The 16,961-nt window shown below is 39.1% G+C and carries 14 protein-coding genes and 1 tRNA gene; 10 read left to right on the top strand and 5 right to left on the bottom strand.

What is annotated here, in order from left to right; all coding sequences use genetic code 11:
• Positions 1-44 precede the first annotated feature (44 nt).
• The 3 genes from ACYU0V_RS14285 to ACYU0V_RS14275 all read left to right on the top strand — a co-directional run bounded on the left by ACYU0V_RS14285 (position 45) and on the right by ACYU0V_RS14275 (position 2,734).
• Positions 45-1,496, top strand: coding sequence for an NAD-dependent succinate-semialdehyde dehydrogenase (locus ACYU0V_RS14285; RefSeq protein ID WP_461847995.1), 1,452 nt, complete (start codon positions 45-47; stop codon positions 1,494-1,496).
• A gap of 47 nt (positions 1,497-1,543) precedes the next feature.
• Positions 1,544-2,500: a carnitine monooxygenase, reductase subunit CntB gene (gene cntB / locus ACYU0V_RS14280; protein WP_461847994.1), complete on the top strand. Its 957-nt coding sequence runs from the start codon at positions 1,544-1,546 to the stop codon at positions 2,498-2,500.
• Positions 2,501-2,657: 157 nt separating this feature from the next.
• Positions 2,658-2,734, top strand: a tRNA-Met gene (locus ACYU0V_RS14275).
• A 43-nt stretch (positions 2,735-2,777) separates the two neighbouring features.
• Here ACYU0V_RS14275 and ACYU0V_RS14270 read toward each other — a convergent pair.
• From ACYU0V_RS14270 to ACYU0V_RS14250, 5 genes are all read right to left on the bottom strand, one after another.
• The gene (locus tag ACYU0V_RS14270; protein ID WP_005070922.1) at positions 2,778-3,806 is read right to left on the bottom strand and encodes a hypothetical protein; all 1,029 of its coding nucleotides are present in this window, start codon (positions 3,804-3,806) and stop codon (positions 2,778-2,780) included.
• The gene (locus ACYU0V_RS14265) at positions 3,799-5,424 is read right to left on the bottom strand and encodes an NAD+ synthase (protein ID WP_461847992.1); all 1,626 of its coding nucleotides are present in this window, start codon (positions 5,422-5,424) and stop codon (positions 3,799-3,801) included. The genes ACYU0V_RS14270 and ACYU0V_RS14265 overlap by 8 nt, the downstream gene beginning before the upstream one ends.
• A 385-nt stretch (positions 5,425-5,809) precedes the next feature.
• Complete coding sequence (locus ACYU0V_RS14260; RefSeq protein WP_461847991.1) at positions 5,810-6,370, bottom strand: hypothetical protein; 561 nt, start codon at positions 6,368-6,370, stop codon at positions 5,810-5,812.
• Between the two features lie 161 nt (positions 6,371-6,531).
• Positions 6,532-6,984: a protoporphyrinogen oxidase HemJ gene (hemJ, locus tag ACYU0V_RS14255; RefSeq protein WP_002120291.1), complete on the bottom strand. Its 453-nt coding sequence runs from the start codon at positions 6,982-6,984 to the stop codon at positions 6,532-6,534.
• An 18-nt stretch (positions 6,985-7,002) separates the two neighbouring features.
• The gene (locus tag ACYU0V_RS14250; RefSeq protein WP_002120440.1) at positions 7,003-8,232 is read right to left on the bottom strand and encodes a beta-ketoacyl synthase N-terminal-like domain-containing protein; all 1,230 of its coding nucleotides are present in this window, start codon (positions 8,230-8,232) and stop codon (positions 7,003-7,005) included.
• A 300-nt stretch (positions 8,233-8,532) separates the two neighbouring features.
• Between ACYU0V_RS14250 and ACYU0V_RS14245 the strand changes: the two genes are divergently transcribed.
• From ACYU0V_RS14245 to ACYU0V_RS14215, 7 genes are all read left to right on the top strand, one after another.
• Entirely contained in the window at positions 8,533-9,852 is a 1,320-nt protein-coding gene (locus tag ACYU0V_RS14245; protein ID WP_461847989.1) for an EcsC family protein, read from the top strand.
• 200 nt (positions 9,853-10,052) lie between these two features.
• Positions 10,053-10,427: a 30S ribosomal protein S12 gene (rpsL, locus tag ACYU0V_RS14240; protein WP_002050319.1), complete on the top strand. Its 375-nt coding sequence runs from the start codon at positions 10,053-10,055 to the stop codon at positions 10,425-10,427.
• Between the two features lie 160 nt (positions 10,428-10,587).
• A complete protein-coding gene (gene rpsG, locus ACYU0V_RS14235) occupies positions 10,588-11,058 on the top strand; it encodes a 30S ribosomal protein S7 (protein ID WP_001138055.1) in 471 nt (156 codons plus the stop codon).
• A gap of 177 nt (positions 11,059-11,235) precedes the next feature.
• Positions 11,236-13,374, top strand: coding sequence for an elongation factor G (gene fusA / locus ACYU0V_RS14230; protein ID WP_002120436.1), 2,139 nt, complete (start codon positions 11,236-11,238; stop codon positions 13,372-13,374).
• Positions 13,375-13,469: 95 nt separating this feature from the next.
• The gene (tuf, locus tag ACYU0V_RS14225) at positions 13,470-14,660 is read left to right on the top strand and encodes an elongation factor Tu (protein ID WP_005065785.1); all 1,191 of its coding nucleotides are present in this window, start codon (positions 13,470-13,472) and stop codon (positions 14,658-14,660) included.
• A 204-nt stretch (positions 14,661-14,864) separates the two neighbouring features.
• A complete protein-coding gene (locus tag ACYU0V_RS14220; RefSeq protein WP_068563781.1) occupies positions 14,865-15,746 on the top strand; it encodes a metal-dependent hydrolase in 882 nt (293 codons plus the stop codon).
• 235 nt (positions 15,747-15,981) lie between these two features.
• Entirely contained in the window at positions 15,982-16,857 is an 876-nt protein-coding gene (locus ACYU0V_RS14215) for a metal-dependent hydrolase (protein ID WP_005075295.1), read from the top strand.
• Positions 16,858-16,961 lie beyond the last annotated feature (104 nt).

Genomic DNA, 16,961 nt, shown 5'->3' with positions numbered 1-16,961 from the left:
GTGTAAAGATGACTTACACCTGATTCTTCAGTTAGGAAGATGATATGTCGAGTTTACAAAGTACTGAATTATTTCAGCAACAAGCCTACATTAATGGGCAATGGTTAGCTGCACAGTCAAATGCAACAGTTCCAGTGACTAACCCAGCTACAGGCGAAGAAATTGGCACAATTCCAAATATGGGAGCGGCTGAGGCGACTCAAGCAGTCGAGGCTGCTTATACTGCATTACAGAGTTGGAAAGCTTTAACGGCTCAAAACCGTGCAGATATTTTATTGGCTTGGTACAAACTGGTTCTCGATCATACTGATGAACTTGCTCTCATTATGACTATTGAACAAGGTAAACCTTTGGCAGAAGCGAAAGGTGAGGTGCGTTATGCTGCATCATTTATTCAATGGTTTGCCGAAGAAGGCAAGCGTATTTATGGTGATGTGATTCCAACCGTCAATAACCAGCAGCGTTTTATTATTAGTAAAGAACCTGTGGGTGTGGTGGCTGCGATTACGCCGTGGAATTTCCCAATCGCCATGATTACCCGTAAAGCAGCACCGGCTTTAGCAGCTGGATGTACGGTCGTGATTAAGCCAGCGAATGAAACGCCTTATTGTGCTTTAGCGATTGCGAAGCTTGCAGAAAAAGCAGGTATTCCGGCTGGTGTGATTAACGTCGTTACAGGTAAATCACAAGAAATTGGTTCGGTATTTACTTCACATGAAAAAGTGAAAAAATTGACCTTTACTGGCTCAACTCCAGTAGGGCGTTTATTGATGCAGCAGTGCTCAAGTACCATTAAAAAATTAGCGCTTGAGTTGGGCGGAAATGCTCCACTGATTGTGTTTGATGACGCCGATTTAGATAAAGCTGTACAAGGTGCGATTTTTGCCAAGTTCCGTAATGCAGGCCAGACCTGTGTTTGTGCTAACCGCATTTATGTACATGACAATATTTATCAAGCTTTTGCCGAGAAGTTTGTACAAGAAGTACAAAAGTTTAAAGTTGGTAATGGGCTAGAAGATGGTGTTCAAATTGGCCCATTAATTAATGAAAAAGCAGTGTTAAAAGCACAGCAATTGATTGATGATGCAGTCAGTAAAGGTGCTAAGGTTGCTTGCGGCGGGAAACAACATGCTTTGGGACAAACCTTTTATGAGCCATCAGTTCTAACGAACGTTGACCGTACAATGGAAATTATCCAAGAAGAAATTTTTGGTCCAGTTGCGCCCCTTATTCGCTTTACAGATGAAGCAGACGTCGTGGCTCAGGCAAATGACACCATTTTCGGTTTGGCAGCTTACGTTTACAGCGAAAATATTTCACGTTTATGGCGAGTGTCAGAACAACTTGAATATGGAATGGTCGGTATGAATGCCACAGCAATTTCAAATGAAGTTGTACCATTTGGTGGTGTAAAACAATCAGGCGTCGGGCGTGAAGGCTCAAAGTATGGTCTTGAAGAGTTCATGACCATTAAATACATGTGTTTAGGGCTTTAAGGATAAGCCCTAACAACAAGAATATGCGGTAAAAGAAGGATTCTAATATGGCTAGTCATTATGAAATGTTCCCGGCAGTTGTTACTCATGTGGAGCAGCTAACCCCTTTAATCAAACGGTTTACGTTCAAACGTCAAGATGGGCAGAACTTTCCTCGATTTAGTGGGGGAAGCCATATTATTGTCAAAATGAATGAGCAACTTTCAAATGCTTACTCATTGATGAGTTGTACGCAAGATCTATCGACTTACCAAGTCTGTGTTCGTAAAGATGTGGAAGGTAAGGGTGGTTCGGTTTTTATGCATGATCAATGTAATGAAGGCTGTGAAATTCAGATTTCAGAACCAAAAAATTTATTTCCATTAGCGGAAACAGGCAATAAACATATTTTAATCGCAGGTGGTATTGGTATTACACCATTCTTGCCACAAATGGATGAGCTTGCAGCACGCGGTGCTGAGTTTGAGCTACATTATGCTTATCGCTCACCTGAACACGCGGCTTTATTAGATGAGTTAAAACAGAAACATCCTGATCATGTGTTTAGTTATGTTGACTCAGAAGGTTGCGCATTAAATTTGGATGAACTGATTTCATCACAACCTAAAGGCACGCATGTCTATGTCTGTGGACCGAAACCCATGATTGATGCTGTGATTGATTGCTGTAATAAGCATCGTTACCGCGATGAGTATATCCACTGGGAACAATTTGCTTCAACAGTTCCAGAAGATGGTGAAGCGTTTACGGTAGTACTTGCTAAGTCTAATCAGGAAATTGAAGTACAAAGTAACCAGACTATTTTACAAGCCATCGAGACATTAAATATTGATGTGGAATGTCTATGCCGAGAAGGGGTTTGTGGTACATGTGAAACCGCTATCTTAGAAGGTGAAGCAGATCACTTTGATCAATACTTAAGTGATGCAGAAAAGGCTTCACAAAAGAGTATGATGATTTGTGTGTCGAGAGCTAAAGGTAAAAAACTAGTATTAGATCTTTAATATATTTCTGTGGCCGATCAATTGTTTAAAGTAAAAAATGCTAAAAAAAAGAACAAATAATGATGATCTGAATCTTATTTGTTCAATTGATGGGCATTAAGGGTTTTTACCTATTGACCTGCTATACAGAACTATAGATAATGCGCACACAGTTTACGGCTATGTAGCTCAGTTGGTTAGAGCACCGCACTCATAATGCGGGGGTCACAAGTTCAAGTCTCGTCATAGCCACCATTTTAAAAACCACGCTCCTGCGTGGTTTCTTTTTATCTATTTTTTACTCATTAAAATGTTTTTCAATCATATCGAGTGTTTTTGAGCTTTGATAAAAAGGAGCTAAAAGCGCTTGAAGTAATGGTTCTAAAATACCGTGTTCATTAAAGGCATCCATAACCTTCGGATAAAAACGTAAAGCTTCTGTTTGTAAGTCGCTTTCGGTTAATCCAATCTCACTTAATACTTCAAATAAACTCTGATCTTTATAAAAGTCATAAAAAACTTCGACACCATACAAAATCAGATCTTGCATAAATTGTGACTGGCGTAATTCTTTCCAGTATTCGTAAATTAAAACAAAAAACTCTTCAACATCGAGAGGAGTGAGCTGTTTCATAAATTCATACATTTTTTTATGTCTAATATCTTCCCAAACATGACGTACTAGGCTTTCTAAATCTTCACTCGATAAAAGACTTAATTCTGTAAGTTGCTCATGAATAAAACTGGCAATCCAAGTTTCAAGTTTATGCTCGAGGCGTTGTTGTTGTAAAAAAGAGAATTTTTTGAGCTTATGTTGCCATTCAAAATGGTAGTCATCTATTCTAGATGCAGTTAGAAGTTTTGGTAATTTTTGTTCTAGAGTTGAGGTTGCAATATATTGGCAAAGCTGTTGTACAGAAGGGCTAGTTCTTAAAAACTGATTGAGATAATGAGGAATATGCTCCATTTCTAAAAATTTAGAAAGCCACATTTCAAATTGGTGGTCAGAGACCAAGTCTTGTAACTGAATTGGAGACTTCATAGCAGATAAATAAATACGCTGCGCGATTTCCCCAATAAACTCAAGTAAACCGGCACCTAGCTGCATTTCAAAAGCATAGCGTTTCACAACGGCTTGTAGTTGTTCTAAATCAACAACCTCATGTAGCTTGATTTCGTCAGCATGTTGCATAAATAACTGAATGAACTGCTGGAAATAAATAGGTGAGTTTTCTATAGATAATTGTTTTTTGAAAAATTCCACCTGCTCAAGCAAAAGTGCTTGAGCAAGTGCTGTAGTTTTTGATGAGTTTTTCTGCTCAGTCATTCGCTGTCCAACCGTTGACAATCGGATAACGTCGTTCGCGACTAAATGCACGAGAGGTAATTCTCGGGCCAATCGCACCTTGACGACGTTTGTATTCATTACGATCAACTAAACGGATGACTTTTTCAACAACTTCTTTATCAAAACCTTTGGCAATAATATCGGCCTGACCTAAATCTTCTTCAATGTATGCGTAAAGGATGGCATCTAATACATCATATGCTGGTAAAGAGTCTTGGTCTTTTTGATCTGGGCGAAGTTCTGCAGAAGGTGGGCGGGTAATCACACGCTCAGGAATCACAGGGGTTTCGCTTAAGCTGTTACGGTATTTTGCTAATTCAAATACGATAGTTTTATAAACATCTTTTAGAACCGCAAAGCCACCAACCATATCGCCATAAAGCGTACAGTAGCCAACTGAAAGTTCAGATTTATTTCCTGTAGAAAGGACTAAATTACCAAACTTGTTTGATAAGCCCATAAGCAATGTGCCACGAGCACGCGCTTGTAAATTTTCTTCCGTTGCGTCAGCTGGTGAATTACCAAAGAAAGGATACAAGGTTTGCATGAAGCTATTTACGATTGAGTGAATTTCAGCAATACCGAAAGTCACACCCATACGGCGAGCTTGTTCAGCCGCATCTTCTACACTAATTTGAGAAGTATAAGTATAAGGCATCATTACAGCTTGCACTTTTTCTGCACCGATTGCATCAACAGCAATCGCAAGTGTAAGGGCAGAGTCGATACCACCAGAAAGACCCAGAATCACACCTGGGAAGCCTGAGCGCTCTACATAGTCACGAGTTGCCATGACTAAACCTTGATAGATTTCTGCAAATGTTTCTAATGCAGGAGCAGATTCAGTGACTTTAAATAACTTTGTATCACGATCAAATTCAGCAATATAAATGTCTTCTTTAAAGCTTGGTGCTTGTAAAGCAATTTCACCATTTTGATTGCTGACAAAACTTGTACCATCAAAAATTAAATCGTCTTGTCCGCCCACTTGGTTAACGTAAACAATATTTAGATGAAGTTGTTTGGCAAGTTCACTTAAGGTCTGTATACGGTGTTGTGGTTTGCCGACTTCATATGGTGATGAGTTGAGTACAAGAACTGTATCAACATTTAATTGGCTCAACTGTTTAACCGTATTAATTGACCAGATATCTTCACAGATTAATACACCAAACTTATGCCCAAGATATTCAAAAACTAAGTGCTGATGGCCTTTTTGGAAATAGCGTTTTTCATCAAAGACGCCATAGTTTGGTAAATTGTGTTTGTTAAAAACACCCAAAACTTGACCGTCTTTCATGACAGCAGCAGAATTATAACGTTGACCATCTTCTGTCTGGTTTACGAACCCGAAAACCATAACAATATCTTTAACTTCGGCAAGTTGTGCAAAAGCCTTTTGCATACGTTTATTTAAATTTGGACGTAACAATAGATCTTCAGCTGGATAACCAATAACAGAAAGCTCGGGAAAAATAATCAGGTCAGCGTCTTGTTTTTTCGCCTGATTTACTTGCTCAATCATCTTTTGGGTGTTTGAGTCAATATTGCCAATATGCGGAGAAAACTGAGCAAGGGCAACTTTAAAACTTTTCATTCAAACCTAATCCTAGATCATAACGAATATAGATACACACAGTGTTGATTTTTATGGATATAATTTTTCAACGATGTGTATGATACGATAGTAAACAATTAAAATAGTAAACAAAAATGTCAAGATCAATAATATATACCAATCCCATATTTTCTGCGTAAAAATAACGAGATTTTCTGTATAGAATAGAAACAGGCTTCATTATTTTTATTGTTTGTATACTGCCTTATCACAAGCTAATTTGGAATAAGTCTGTTCTATTTTTTTCAATAATTTGAATTGAATAAGCGCACTTTTATAGTTTAGATAAGTATTTCTGATTTATAAGAATTCTCATTTACATTACGCAAAAAATGTTACGTTCAAAGCGAGATTGATTATTTAGTTACAAATGAAGTCGAGGTGAACAGATAATATTTGGGATTTTTCCAGAGCAAATGTCGCGCGCAATTTCGCCTTGCTGTTCAATATTATACGTACTAAATACCTTGTCAGGGTGATAGGTATATTTGTAGGGATTGTAACTTTTAAAGCTGAGGTAATAGGCTGATTGTAATAAAGCACCTTTAAAGAGTACATGAATGCCTTTTTGATATTGCATGACGTGTGTGAGTTCGTGAATGAAAATACCCTGCATAAACTTAGACTCTAGAGCGTAATTTTCACTGTAATCAGCAGGATTGACATAAATATTCCCATTGGGAGCCATAAAAATACCGCAACTCTGCCAAGGGAGGTAGCGCGTAGCAATAATTTTAGGCCGTTCACAATCAAGCATGTCACCGAAAACCATTTGCGCTAATATTTTTTCTTGAGCAGTCAAATGTCTAATCGGATATTTTTTTAAGTGACGGAAAATAAAAAGGGTAATAAGAATAAATGGTGTATGGATTAAGCGTTTAAAGGCATTAAAAGTTAGCATAGCTTTGCCATTAAATGAGTTCATCTATTTCTTTAGCATAGTATAGATCATGTGTTGCTAAATAAAGAGGTAGGGTATTGATTAATTTTATAGTTCTGTTTTGAAAAATATAATTGTTTGAATAGATTGTGCATTTTATTAGGATGAATAAAAGAATTCTTGGATAAGAAAAGCAAAAGCCCCAGTTAAAACTGAGGCTTTACAACAACTAAAATCACAACAGCAAATAAAATTAAGGTTGGCATTTCATTAAAGAATCGCCAGAACTTGTGTGATTTATAGTGAGCATTTCCGATGAGCTTTTTACGATAATAGCCACATACCAAATGATAAATCACTAATAAAGCCACTAATCCAACTTTGAGGTAAAACCAAGTCGCTTGATGGTAATGTCGAGTTGCATCACCCCACTCTACAAGGAAATGGGCGGTAATTAATGTAGCAATCATCGAAGGCCACATAATTCCACGATACAACTTGCGTTCCATTACCTCAAAGCGTTGATGACTTGCAGCATCTTCACTCATAGCATGATAAACATATAGACGTGGTAAGTAGAACAAAGCAGCGAACCAGCAAACCACGGCAATAATATGTAATGCTTTTACCCACAAAAAAGCATCAGAAGGTGCATCCATCGATAATCCTAGGTGGGATTATGCATCCCACTTCTTGAAAATAAGGCAAGCGTTAACACCGCCAAAGCCAAAACTGTTACTCATTACAGTATTCAATTTTGCATCACGTTTTTCAAGTACGATATCGAAAGGTTTTGCGCCTTCATCAAGTTCAGTCACGTTGATGTTTGGTGCAATAAAGTCATTTTGCATCATTAGCACAGAGTAAATAGCTTCCTGTACACCAGCCGCACCCAAGCTATGACCTGTCATAGATTTGGTTGAGCTAAGAGGAGGTACGTTACCTTCACCAAATGCACGTTCCATTGCTTTAAGTTCTGTAATGTCACCCGCTGGTGTAGAAGTACCATGTGTATTTACATAGTCAATTTTCTCTACGCCATGTTGCTTAGCTTCTTCAAGTGCCATTAATACACAACGTGTAGCACCTTCACCACTTGGAGCAACCATGTCCGCGCCATCACTGTTCGCAGCATAACCTACTACTTCAGCTAAAATGTTCGCACCACGTGCTTGCGCGTGCTCAAGTGATTCAAGTACTACGAAACCACCACCGCCAGCAATAACGAAGCCGTCACGGTCTGCTGAATATGGGCGAGATGCTGTTTCTGGAGAGTCGTTATATTTCGAGCAAAGTGCGCCCATTGCATCAAACAATAAACTTTGAGACCAGTGATCTTCTTCACCGCCACCAGCAAGCATAAGGTCTTGTTTGCCAAGTTGAATTAAGTTGTACGCATAACCAATTGCATCTGCAGAAGTTGCGCAAGCACTTGTAATAGTATGTGAAATACCTTGTAGCTTAAATGCAACACCTACGTTTGCGGTAATGGTGTTTGACATGTTACGTGGCACGAAGAATGGACCCACTTTACGTGCGCCTTTAGTCTCTAATAATTCTGTCATTTCAACAACAGAAGCAGTTGAGCCACCACCTGAACCACCTGCAATACCATAACGTGGATTACCAGCAAGTTGTTCAGGAGTAAGGCCTGCATGTTCAACTGCAGCTACAGCAGCGTTGTATGCATACATCGCACATACGCCCATGAAGCGTTTTAATTTACGGTCGATATTATCAAAGTCTTGTTCTGCAGCAGCGCTGACATGACTTTTAAAATTGAGTTCAGCATAAGTTGGGTTAAAACGTGTCCCGGAGATTCCATTTTGAAGTGAATGAGTAACTGCTTCTAAAGAGTTACCGATACATGAGTTAATACCCATACCAGTGATTACAACACGTTTCATCTACAGGTCCCTTTATGGTGATATTTAAGAGTCTATCGTGTTCAACAGCTATGAAAATGAATAGGAGAATATAGCTGTAAGAAAACGGGACTCATGTTTTTCGTTGTTAACATGATAGCAGAAAGGATTTTTATTTCTTATGGCAAATCTTTATGACAATTTTACATTTAAAAAAAATAACCAAATACATAGTATGTTGCATTTGGGGTTAACTAAAATACACACATTCAAGTTGAGATAAATCCACATTCCACCTAGTATTTATCTCTAATTAGATAAATTAAAAAATCGAGGTACTTGATGACAAAATTTAATAATAATCAATCTGACAATTTGTTTTCTCAGGTCTTCGGAGTGGCTAAAAAGCTCAGTTCTACAGGATTGAGTATCTTGCAACAGAACCAATCAGGTGACGTCAGTAAGGTAATTGAACCAGTCCCAACTGGAAAAACTGTTGAAGGTAGATCGAGAACAAAAAGCCCATTTGAAGTTGAGCAATATGAAAGTCCTCAACAAATGCTAAGAGAACATTTACCAAAAGTCACACGTCAGGTATTTGGTCGACATTTTAAAAAAGTAAATGGTGTTGCTACATTTCTTTCGCCAGATTGGGATGAAAAAATCTCAGGCCATTTATTTAATTGGTTAAATGACTTTAGTTCAAAAAGTACCTTAACTGAAAAAATCCTAGAAGAAGCCGGTGCTAAAGATTTATTTGAATTAACTAAAGATACAGGTCGTTCTCAACGTCTAAGTCAGGCACTTATAGAACAAAACAAGCTCATTGCGACTGTACAAGGTGCAATTACAGGTGTATCAGGTGTTGTTGGTGCAGCTGTAGATATTCCAGTTTCATTAGTTTTGGTTTTAAGAACTATTTACCAGACAGGAAGGTCACATGGCTTTGATCTGCTGGAGGTAGCAGACCAAGATGTTGTTGAGTTTATTTTTAAAGAAGTTGACATTAGCCTGATCGCAGAGAAACAAACTCTCTTGTTGGCTTTAAAAACATTACGAAATATGTTGGAAACTCAAGATATTCATCAATTTCAGCAAGTATTAGGTTCAACCACAGATATAGATACTTTAAAGAACTGGTTAATAGATGAAGAAGGGGAGTTTAAATGGGAATGGTTAAATCGTATTCCTAAACTTTCAGCTTTTGGTAAGTTTACCCCAGTTGCAGGCGCTGTTTTAAGTGCAGTATATAGCTGGAAATTACAAGAAGATGTAGGACATAAAGCTCAGGCAATTTTTGGAGCTGCAAGGCATTATTTAAACGAACATCCAAGTGAGCATTTATCTCCGTTACAGGCTTATTATGCTGCGGTTACACTCATTCAAAAAGCAAGCCCAAGACTTTTAAATGTAGGCGAAGATGGCAACATTCATGCTGCTCATCATCATAAAGTAGAAAATCACGAGGTAATCTCGAAAGTATCTATTGTGTTAAAACCTACAGAAAGCGAAAAAAGTGAAGAGAAAGTTCAGGAAAATGTTCATAAGGGCTTAGAAGAACTTGCTGATAAACATGTGACAGAACATGAGCATACTGAGCAAAAGCCTGCTCTAACACCAGAGGATGATGACGAGATATTGGAAGATAAAAAATACTCTTAACAATACGCTTACAAAGTGAAGGTTTAAAAAGTAAAAATAGCCTCTATTTAAATTTGTAAATCGTGCTGTCAAACATTGATATGGTCAACATTTGGTAAGTATTGCCGTGTTGACCATTTTTGCATCTTGGCTTACAATTATGTGCCCTTAAAAAGAGGTATTTTCTTTTTAAGGTTTTTTAATAACGGGAGAATTGCCATATGGCAACAACGAATCAGTTGATCCGTAAGGGTCGTACGACTTTGGTTGAAAAATCCAAAGTTCCTGCGTTGAAGGCTTGTCCACAACGTCGTGGTGTTTGTACACGTGTTTATACAACTACACCTAAAAAACCTAACTCAGCTATGCGTAAGGTTTGCCGTGTTCGCTTAACTTCAGGTTTTGAAGTATCTAGCTACATCGGTGGTGAAGGCCATAACTTACAAGAGCACAGTGTTGTTCTTATCCGTGGTGGTCGTGTTAAAGACTTACCGGGTGTACGTTACCATACCGTTCGTGGTTCATTAGACTGTGCTGGTGTTAAAGATCGTAATCAATCACGTTCTAAATACGGTACTAAGCGTCCTAAGAAGTAATTCTAGGAAACTAGTCGAATAAGCCCTTTAGCGTTTCGCTTGTTTGAATTCTTCATAGATTTGTAATTCAAGCGACGTATAGTAAGGCCAGCGTCGTGTACATGACACTTGTACAAACTGCTGGATCATCCTGAAGTGTCATATTATTAGGTGTATTAAAATGCCAAGACGTCGCGTAGTCGCTGCTCGTGAGATCCTTCCAGATCCAAAATTTAGCAGCCAAACAATCGCTAAATTCATGAACCACGTAATGCAAGATGGTAAAAAATCTATTGCAGAAAGTATCGTTTACGGTGCTTTAGAACGCGTTCAAGAAAAAAACAAAGTAGACCCAGTTGAATTTTTCGAGACTACTCTTGAAAAAGTTCGTCCTATGGTTGAAGTAAAAGCACGCCGTGTTGGTGGTGCTACTTATCAAGTACCTATGGAAGTGCGCCCATCCCGTCGTACTGCCTTAGCTATGCGTTGGTTAGTAGATGCTGCTGCTAAGCGTTCTGAAAAAACGATGGCTTTACGTCTTGCTGGTGAGTTGCTTGATGCAGCTGAAGGTAAAGGTGCAGCAATCAAAAAACGTGAAGATGTGCACCGTATGGCTGAAGCTAACAAAGCCTTCTCTCACTACCGTTTCTAAGCGGATAAAACAGGCCTTATTCAGGAGAATATTCATGCGTACAGCAGCTCGATTCAACATTGCTCTCTATCAAAGTGGGGGCTTTGCAGGTATTTAAGTTGCCTGTTTGGATATTCGCGCGCATCAATTTAATTGGTGCGTCCTGTTTTAAATATAACATTTAGGAATGTAGACATCATGGCTCGCCAAACCCCAATTACTCGTTACCGTAACATCGGTATTTCTGCGCACATTGACGCAGGTAAAACAACTACAACTGAACGTATTTTGTTCTACACAGGTGTATCTCACAAAATTGGTGAAGTACACGACGGTGCAGCAACAATGGACTGGATGGAACAAGAGCAAGAGCGTGGTATTACAATTACCTCTGCTGCTACGACTTGTTTCTGGTCTGGTATGGGTAACCAATTCGAACAACACCGTATCAACGTAATTGACACCCCGGGACACGTAGACTTCACAATCGAAGTTGAACGTTCTATGCGTGTTCTTGACGGTGCGTGCATGGTTTACTGTGCTGTAGGTGGTGTACAACCTCAGTCTGAAACTGTATGGCGTCAAGCGAACAAATATAAAGTGCCTCGTTTAGCATTCGTGAACAAGATGGACCGTACTGGTGCAAACTTCTTCCGTGCTGTTGAGCAAGTTAAAACTCGTTTAGGTGGTAATCCTGTTCCTATCGTTGTGCCAATTGGCGCTGAAGATACATTCCAGGGTGTTGTTGACCTTATCGAAATGAAAGCGATTATCTGGGATGAAGCATCTCAAGGTATGAAGTTTGAATATGCTGATATCCCAGCTGACCTAGTTGATACGTCTAACGAATGGCGTACAAAAATGGTTGAAGCTGCGGCTGAAGCTTCTGAAGAATTAATGGACAAGTACCTAGAAGAAGGTGATCTTTCTAAAGAAGACATCATCGCTGGTTTACGTGCTCGTACATTAGCTTCTGAAATTCAAGTAATGCTTTGTGGTTCTGCGTTCAAGAACAAAGGTGTTCAACGTATGTTGGATGCTGTAATTGAATTCTTACCATCACCTACAGAAGTTAAAGCGATCGAAGGTATCCTTGACGACAAAGACGAAACTAAAGCGTCTCGTGAAGCATCTGACGAAGCTCCGTTCTCTGCGCTTGCGTTCAAAATCATGAACGACAAATTCGTAGGTAACTTAACATTCGTACGTGTTTACTCTGGTGTTCTTAAACAAGGTGATCCGGTTTATAACCCAGTTAAAGCTAAGCGTGAACGTATCGGTCGTATCGTGCAAATGCATGCGAACGAACGTCAAGATCTTGATGAAATCCGTGCAGGTGATATCGCAGCGTGTGTAGGTCTTAAAGACGTTACAACTGGTGATACATTATGTGATGAGAAAAACATCATTACTCTTGAGCGTATGGAATTCCCAGAGCCAGTAATTTCATTGGCTGTTGAACCAAAAACTAAAGCAGACCAAGAAAAAATGTCTATCGCTTTAGGTCGTTTGGCTAAAGAAGATCCATCGTTCCGTGTTCGTACAGACGAAGAATCTGGTCAGACAATTATTGCTGGTATGGGTGAACTTCACCTTGACATCATTGTTGACCGTATGAAGCGTGAATTCGGTGTTGAAGCTAACATTGGTAAACCAATGGTTGCTTACCGTGAAACGATCAAAAAGTCTGTTGAACAAGAAGGTAAGTTCGTACGTCAAACTGGTGGTAAAGGTAAGTTTGGTCACGTATATGTACGTCTTGAACCGCTTGATGTTGAAGAAGCTGGTAAAGAATACCAATTCGTTGAAGAAGTTGTTGGTGGTGTAGTACCTAAAGAATTCTTTGGCGCGGTTGACAAAGGTATTCAAGAACGTATGAAGAATGGTGTATTGGCTGGTTACCCTGTTGTTGGTATTAAAGCGACATTATTCGACGGTTCTTACCATGACGTCGACTCTGACGAATTATCGTTCAAAATGGCAGGTTCTTATGCCTTCCGTGATGGTTTCATGAAAGCGGATCCTATCCTTCTTGAACCTATCATGAAAGTTGAAGTAGAAACTCCAGAAGACTACATGGGCGATATCATGGGTGACTTAAACCGTCGTCGTGGTATGGTTCAAGGTATGGACGATCTTCCTGGTGGAACAAAAGCAATTCGTGCAGAAGTTCCTCTTGCTGAGATGTTTGGTTACGCGACTCAAATGCGTTCTATGTCTCAAGGTCGTGCGACTTACTCTATGGAATTTGCTAAATATGCTGAAACTCCACGTAACGTGGCTGAAGGCATCATCGCTAAATTCCAAGCTGGCGGTAAAAAAGGTGACGACGAGTAATCTTTCGATTACTATAAGCCCAAACTAATTTCTTAGTTAAAAACCAAGTGCTCATGGGGTGACCCTCCATGAGTAGTTTATAAAGGAAGATCATCATGGCTAAAGCCAAGTTTGAACGTAATAAGCCACACGTAAACGTGGGCACAATCGGTCACGTTGACCATGGTAAAACAACTTTAACTGCTGCGATTGCAACAATTTGTGCAAAAACTTACGGCGGTGAAGCGAAAGATTACTCACAAATCGACTCAGCACCTGAAGAAAAAGCACGTGGTATTACAATTAATACTTCACACGTAGAATACGATTCTCCAATTCGTCACTACGCGCACGTTGACTGCCCGGGCCACGCCGATTACGTTAAAAACATGATTACTGGTGCTGCTCAGATGGACGGCGCGATCCTTGTGTGTGCTGCGACTGACGGTCCAATGCCACAAACTCGTGAACACATCCTTCTTTCTCGTCAGGTTGGTGTACCTTACATCATCGTATTCTTAAACAAGTGTGACCTTGTTGATGATGAAGAATTACTTGAATTAGTAGAAATGGAAGTTCGTGAACTTCTTTCTACTTATGACTTCCCTGGTGATGACACTCCAGTTATCCGTGGTTCTGCGCTTAAAGCGTTGGAAGGCGATGCTGGTCAATATGGTGAGTCTTCAGTTCTTGCTCTTGTTGAAGCGCTTGACTCTTACATTCCAGAACCAGAACGTGCTATCGACAAAGCATTCTTAATGCCAATCGAAGACGTATTCTCAATTTCTGGTCGTGGTACTGTAGTAACAGGCCGTGTAGAAGCTGGTATCGTTAAAGTTGGTGAAGAAGTAGAGATCGTTGGTATTAAAGATACAGTTAAAACAACTGTAACTGGCGTAGAAATGTTCCGTAAACTTCTTGACGAAGGCCGTGCAGGTGAGAACTGTGGTATCTTACTTCGTGGTACTAAGCGTGAAGACGTACAACGTGGTCAAGTACTTGCTAAACCAGGTACAATCAAGCCGCACACTAAATTCGACGCAGAAGTATACGTACTTTCTAAAGAAGAAGGTGGTCGTCACACTCCATTCTTAAATGGTTACCGTCCACAGTTCTACTTCCGTACAACTGACGTAACTGGTGCAATCCAATTACAAGACGGCGTTGAAATGGTTATGCCAGGCGACAACGTTGAAATGTCAGTAGAATTAATCCACCCAATCGCAATGGACCCAGGTCTACGTTTTGCGATCCGTGAAGGTGGTCGTACTGTAGGTGCTGGTGTTGTTGCGAAAGTAACTGCATAATCACTTTCAGTGAAAAAAAGCGCTCTTTTTAGAGCGCTTTTTTTATATTTAATTGTCTAACAATCACTATAAAGGCTGGCCCTAACTGATATTTCAATGTCCTTATTTCCCCTTAATCCTTTTTATTAAATTTGTATGATAAGAATCAAGAAAACGAACAATAAAGTTTGAGTAACTAGGGTTACTTACTAAGGAGCTTTGGGTATGAATGCTAAAGTGAATATTACGAATCGTGCAGGTGCAAGCTTTCCAGTACGTCGTATGAATTTTGACTTTAATGATGTACCAGAATATTGGATGAATGGTTCTGCTGGACTCACACACTTTATGACTGCATTGTCAGCACTGTTTCCCGCTGGTGAGAAATTCTTTATAGATAGTGTAAGAGCAGTACGTTATCACCCAGCTATTAAAGATGATGAAGCGCTCCAAAAAGAAATTAGTGCTTTCATTGGGCAAGAAGCAATGCATACTCAAGAGCATGTAAACTTCAATGCTTCTGCTCAAAAGTTTGGTCATGATGTAGAAACGTTAGAGAAGTTTACCGATACGGCAATTCAAACAGCCATTAAAACTTTTGTAAAACTTGTCAAACCTTTCGGTATGACAAAAGAAATGGTTGACTTGACTGCTACAACGGCTCTTGAGCATTTTACCGCTACTATTGCGTCGCAATTATTGGTCAATAAGCACATTCAAGAGCTTATGACAGATGAGACAATGTCAACAATGTGGTATTGGCATGCGATTGAAGAAAATGAGCATAAAGCCGTAGCTTATGATGTGTACGAAGGTGTGTTTGGTAAAGGCATAAAAGCTTATGCGTTACGAACCAGTTCTTTAGTGTTTGCTATGACTTTAATCTTTTTGATTCAGTCATCCTTTGTGCTTCGTTTATTAAAGCAAGATAACAAGTTGAATTTAGATGAACTATTAGTAATTTATAAATACGGATATAGCCCATCTAAAGGTATTATTAGTGGTATGGCTAAAGAAATGTTAGCTTACTTTAAACCTGGCTTTCATCCAAATGATCTAGATACCGTTGGACTATTGAAAACATGGAAAGCAAAATTAGGTTTATAGATTTAATTCATGATTTATAAAGGGCCGATAGTAGCCCTTTTTTATTTTTCTATAACTATATTAAAGAGATCGTGGAGCAAATATTGCACCTTTATGTGTCTATGAATGACCTCATCTGATATTTCTCTGTCCTCATCTGCACTTAATTGGTACATCGAAAGACGTATGATTATAAATATTAAGAAAATAAATAAAGTTATATGTGAATTAGCTATTCACTTAAAAGGAGTCTGAGATGAATGCTAAGGTAAATATTTCCAATCGTGCTGGCGCTAGTTTCCCTGTGCGTCGTATGGATTTTGAATTTGCTCAGGTCCCACGTTATTGGGCAAATTATGATGCAGCATTAACACATTTTATGACAGCATTATCGGCCCTTTTTCCAGAAGGTGAGCAGTTCTTTGTAAATAGTACGCGTGCTGTTCGAAATGATCCAAAGCTTGCTGATTCAGATCTTCAAAAAGAAATTAGTGCTTTTATTGGTCAAGAAGCGATGCACTCCAAAGAGCATTTAGCATTTAATGCTTCAGCACAGGCTTATGGTTATGATGTGCGTCATATGGAAAAGCAAACAGGAAAAGTCATTAAGATGGGTACAGCTGTTGTAACCAAATTAATGAAACCTTTTGGCTATACCAAAGAAATGATTGATTTGACTGGAACATGTGCACTAGAACATTTTACATCGACCATTGCAGCTGAACTTTTACAAAACCCTGAAATTCAGGCCATGTTCCAAGACGACACTATGTATCATTTGTGGATGTGGCATGCAGTTGAAGAAAATGAACATAAAGCTGTCGCATTTGATGTGTATACCAGTATGTATGGACAAGGTCCGAAAGCTTATTTTATGCGTTCAACAGCCTTAATTATTGCAATGGCATTAATCTTCGCAACGCAGTCTTATTTTACTGCTAAGTTACTTAAAACTGATGATAAATTAACTTGGAAAGATACGAAGTACATGCTTAAGTTCATGTATGGTCGTAAAGGTTTTATGACTCGTCAAATTCCAGAGTTACTTGATTTTTTAAGACCAAAATTTCATCCAAATGATTCGGATACCACAGCATTGCTAGCAACTTGGCGTGAAAAATTAGGTCTTTAAAAAATACAGAAAAAAGGGACAACTCAATTGTCCTTTTTTTTGCTCGTTTTTTCGTGGGAAGTTTTTATAATACGCACTACTTTAGAATCTTCATTGCGTTGAAA

This window comes from Acinetobacter sp. X9 (assembly GCF_054889255.1).
The sequence above is the reverse complement of the archived record's forward strand: the minus strand, read 5'-3'. Positions and strand labels throughout refer to the sequence as shown.

Excerpts from the sequence above, each read along its gene's own strand:
- ACYU0V_RS14285 (WP_461847995.1), top strand. The coding sequence starts at position 45 with ATGTCGAGTTTACAAAGTACTGAATTATTTCAGCAACAAGCCTACATT.
- ACYU0V_RS14260 (WP_461847991.1), bottom strand. The coding sequence starts at position 6,370 with ATGAACTCATTTAATGGCAAAGCTATGCTAACTTTTAATGCCTTTAAA.
- fusA (WP_002120436.1), top strand. The coding sequence starts at position 11,236 with ATGGCTCGCCAAACCCCAATTACTCGTTACCGTAACATCGGTATTTCT.
- cntB (WP_461847994.1), top strand. The coding sequence starts at position 1,544 with ATGGCTAGTCATTATGAAATGTTCCCGGCAGTTGTTACTCATGTGGAG.
- tuf (WP_005065785.1), top strand. The coding sequence starts at position 13,470 with ATGGCTAAAGCCAAGTTTGAACGTAATAAGCCACACGTAAACGTGGGC.
- ACYU0V_RS14245 (WP_461847989.1), top strand. The coding sequence starts at position 8,533 with ATGACAAAATTTAATAATAATCAATCTGACAATTTGTTTTCTCAGGTC.
- ACYU0V_RS14220 (WP_068563781.1), top strand. The coding sequence starts at position 14,865 with ATGAATGCTAAAGTGAATATTACGAATCGTGCAGGTGCAAGCTTTCCA.
- ACYU0V_RS14270 (WP_005070922.1), bottom strand. The coding sequence starts at position 3,806 with ATGACTGAGCAGAAAAACTCATCAAAAACTACAGCACTTGCTCAAGCA.
- rpsL (WP_002050319.1), top strand. The coding sequence starts at position 10,053 with ATGGCAACAACGAATCAGTTGATCCGTAAGGGTCGTACGACTTTGGTT.
- ACYU0V_RS14265 (WP_461847992.1), bottom strand. The coding sequence starts at position 5,424 with ATGAAAAGTTTTAAAGTTGCCCTTGCTCAGTTTTCTCCGCATATTGGC.
- hemJ (WP_002120291.1), bottom strand. The coding sequence starts at position 6,984 with ATGGATGCACCTTCTGATGCTTTTTTGTGGGTAAAAGCATTACATATT.
- rpsG (WP_001138055.1), top strand. The coding sequence starts at position 10,588 with ATGCCAAGACGTCGCGTAGTCGCTGCTCGTGAGATCCTTCCAGATCCA.
- ACYU0V_RS14250 (WP_002120440.1), bottom strand. The coding sequence starts at position 8,232 with ATGAAACGTGTTGTAATCACTGGTATGGGTATTAACTCATGTATCGGT.
- ACYU0V_RS14215 (WP_005075295.1), top strand. The coding sequence starts at position 15,982 with ATGAATGCTAAGGTAAATATTTCCAATCGTGCTGGCGCTAGTTTCCCT.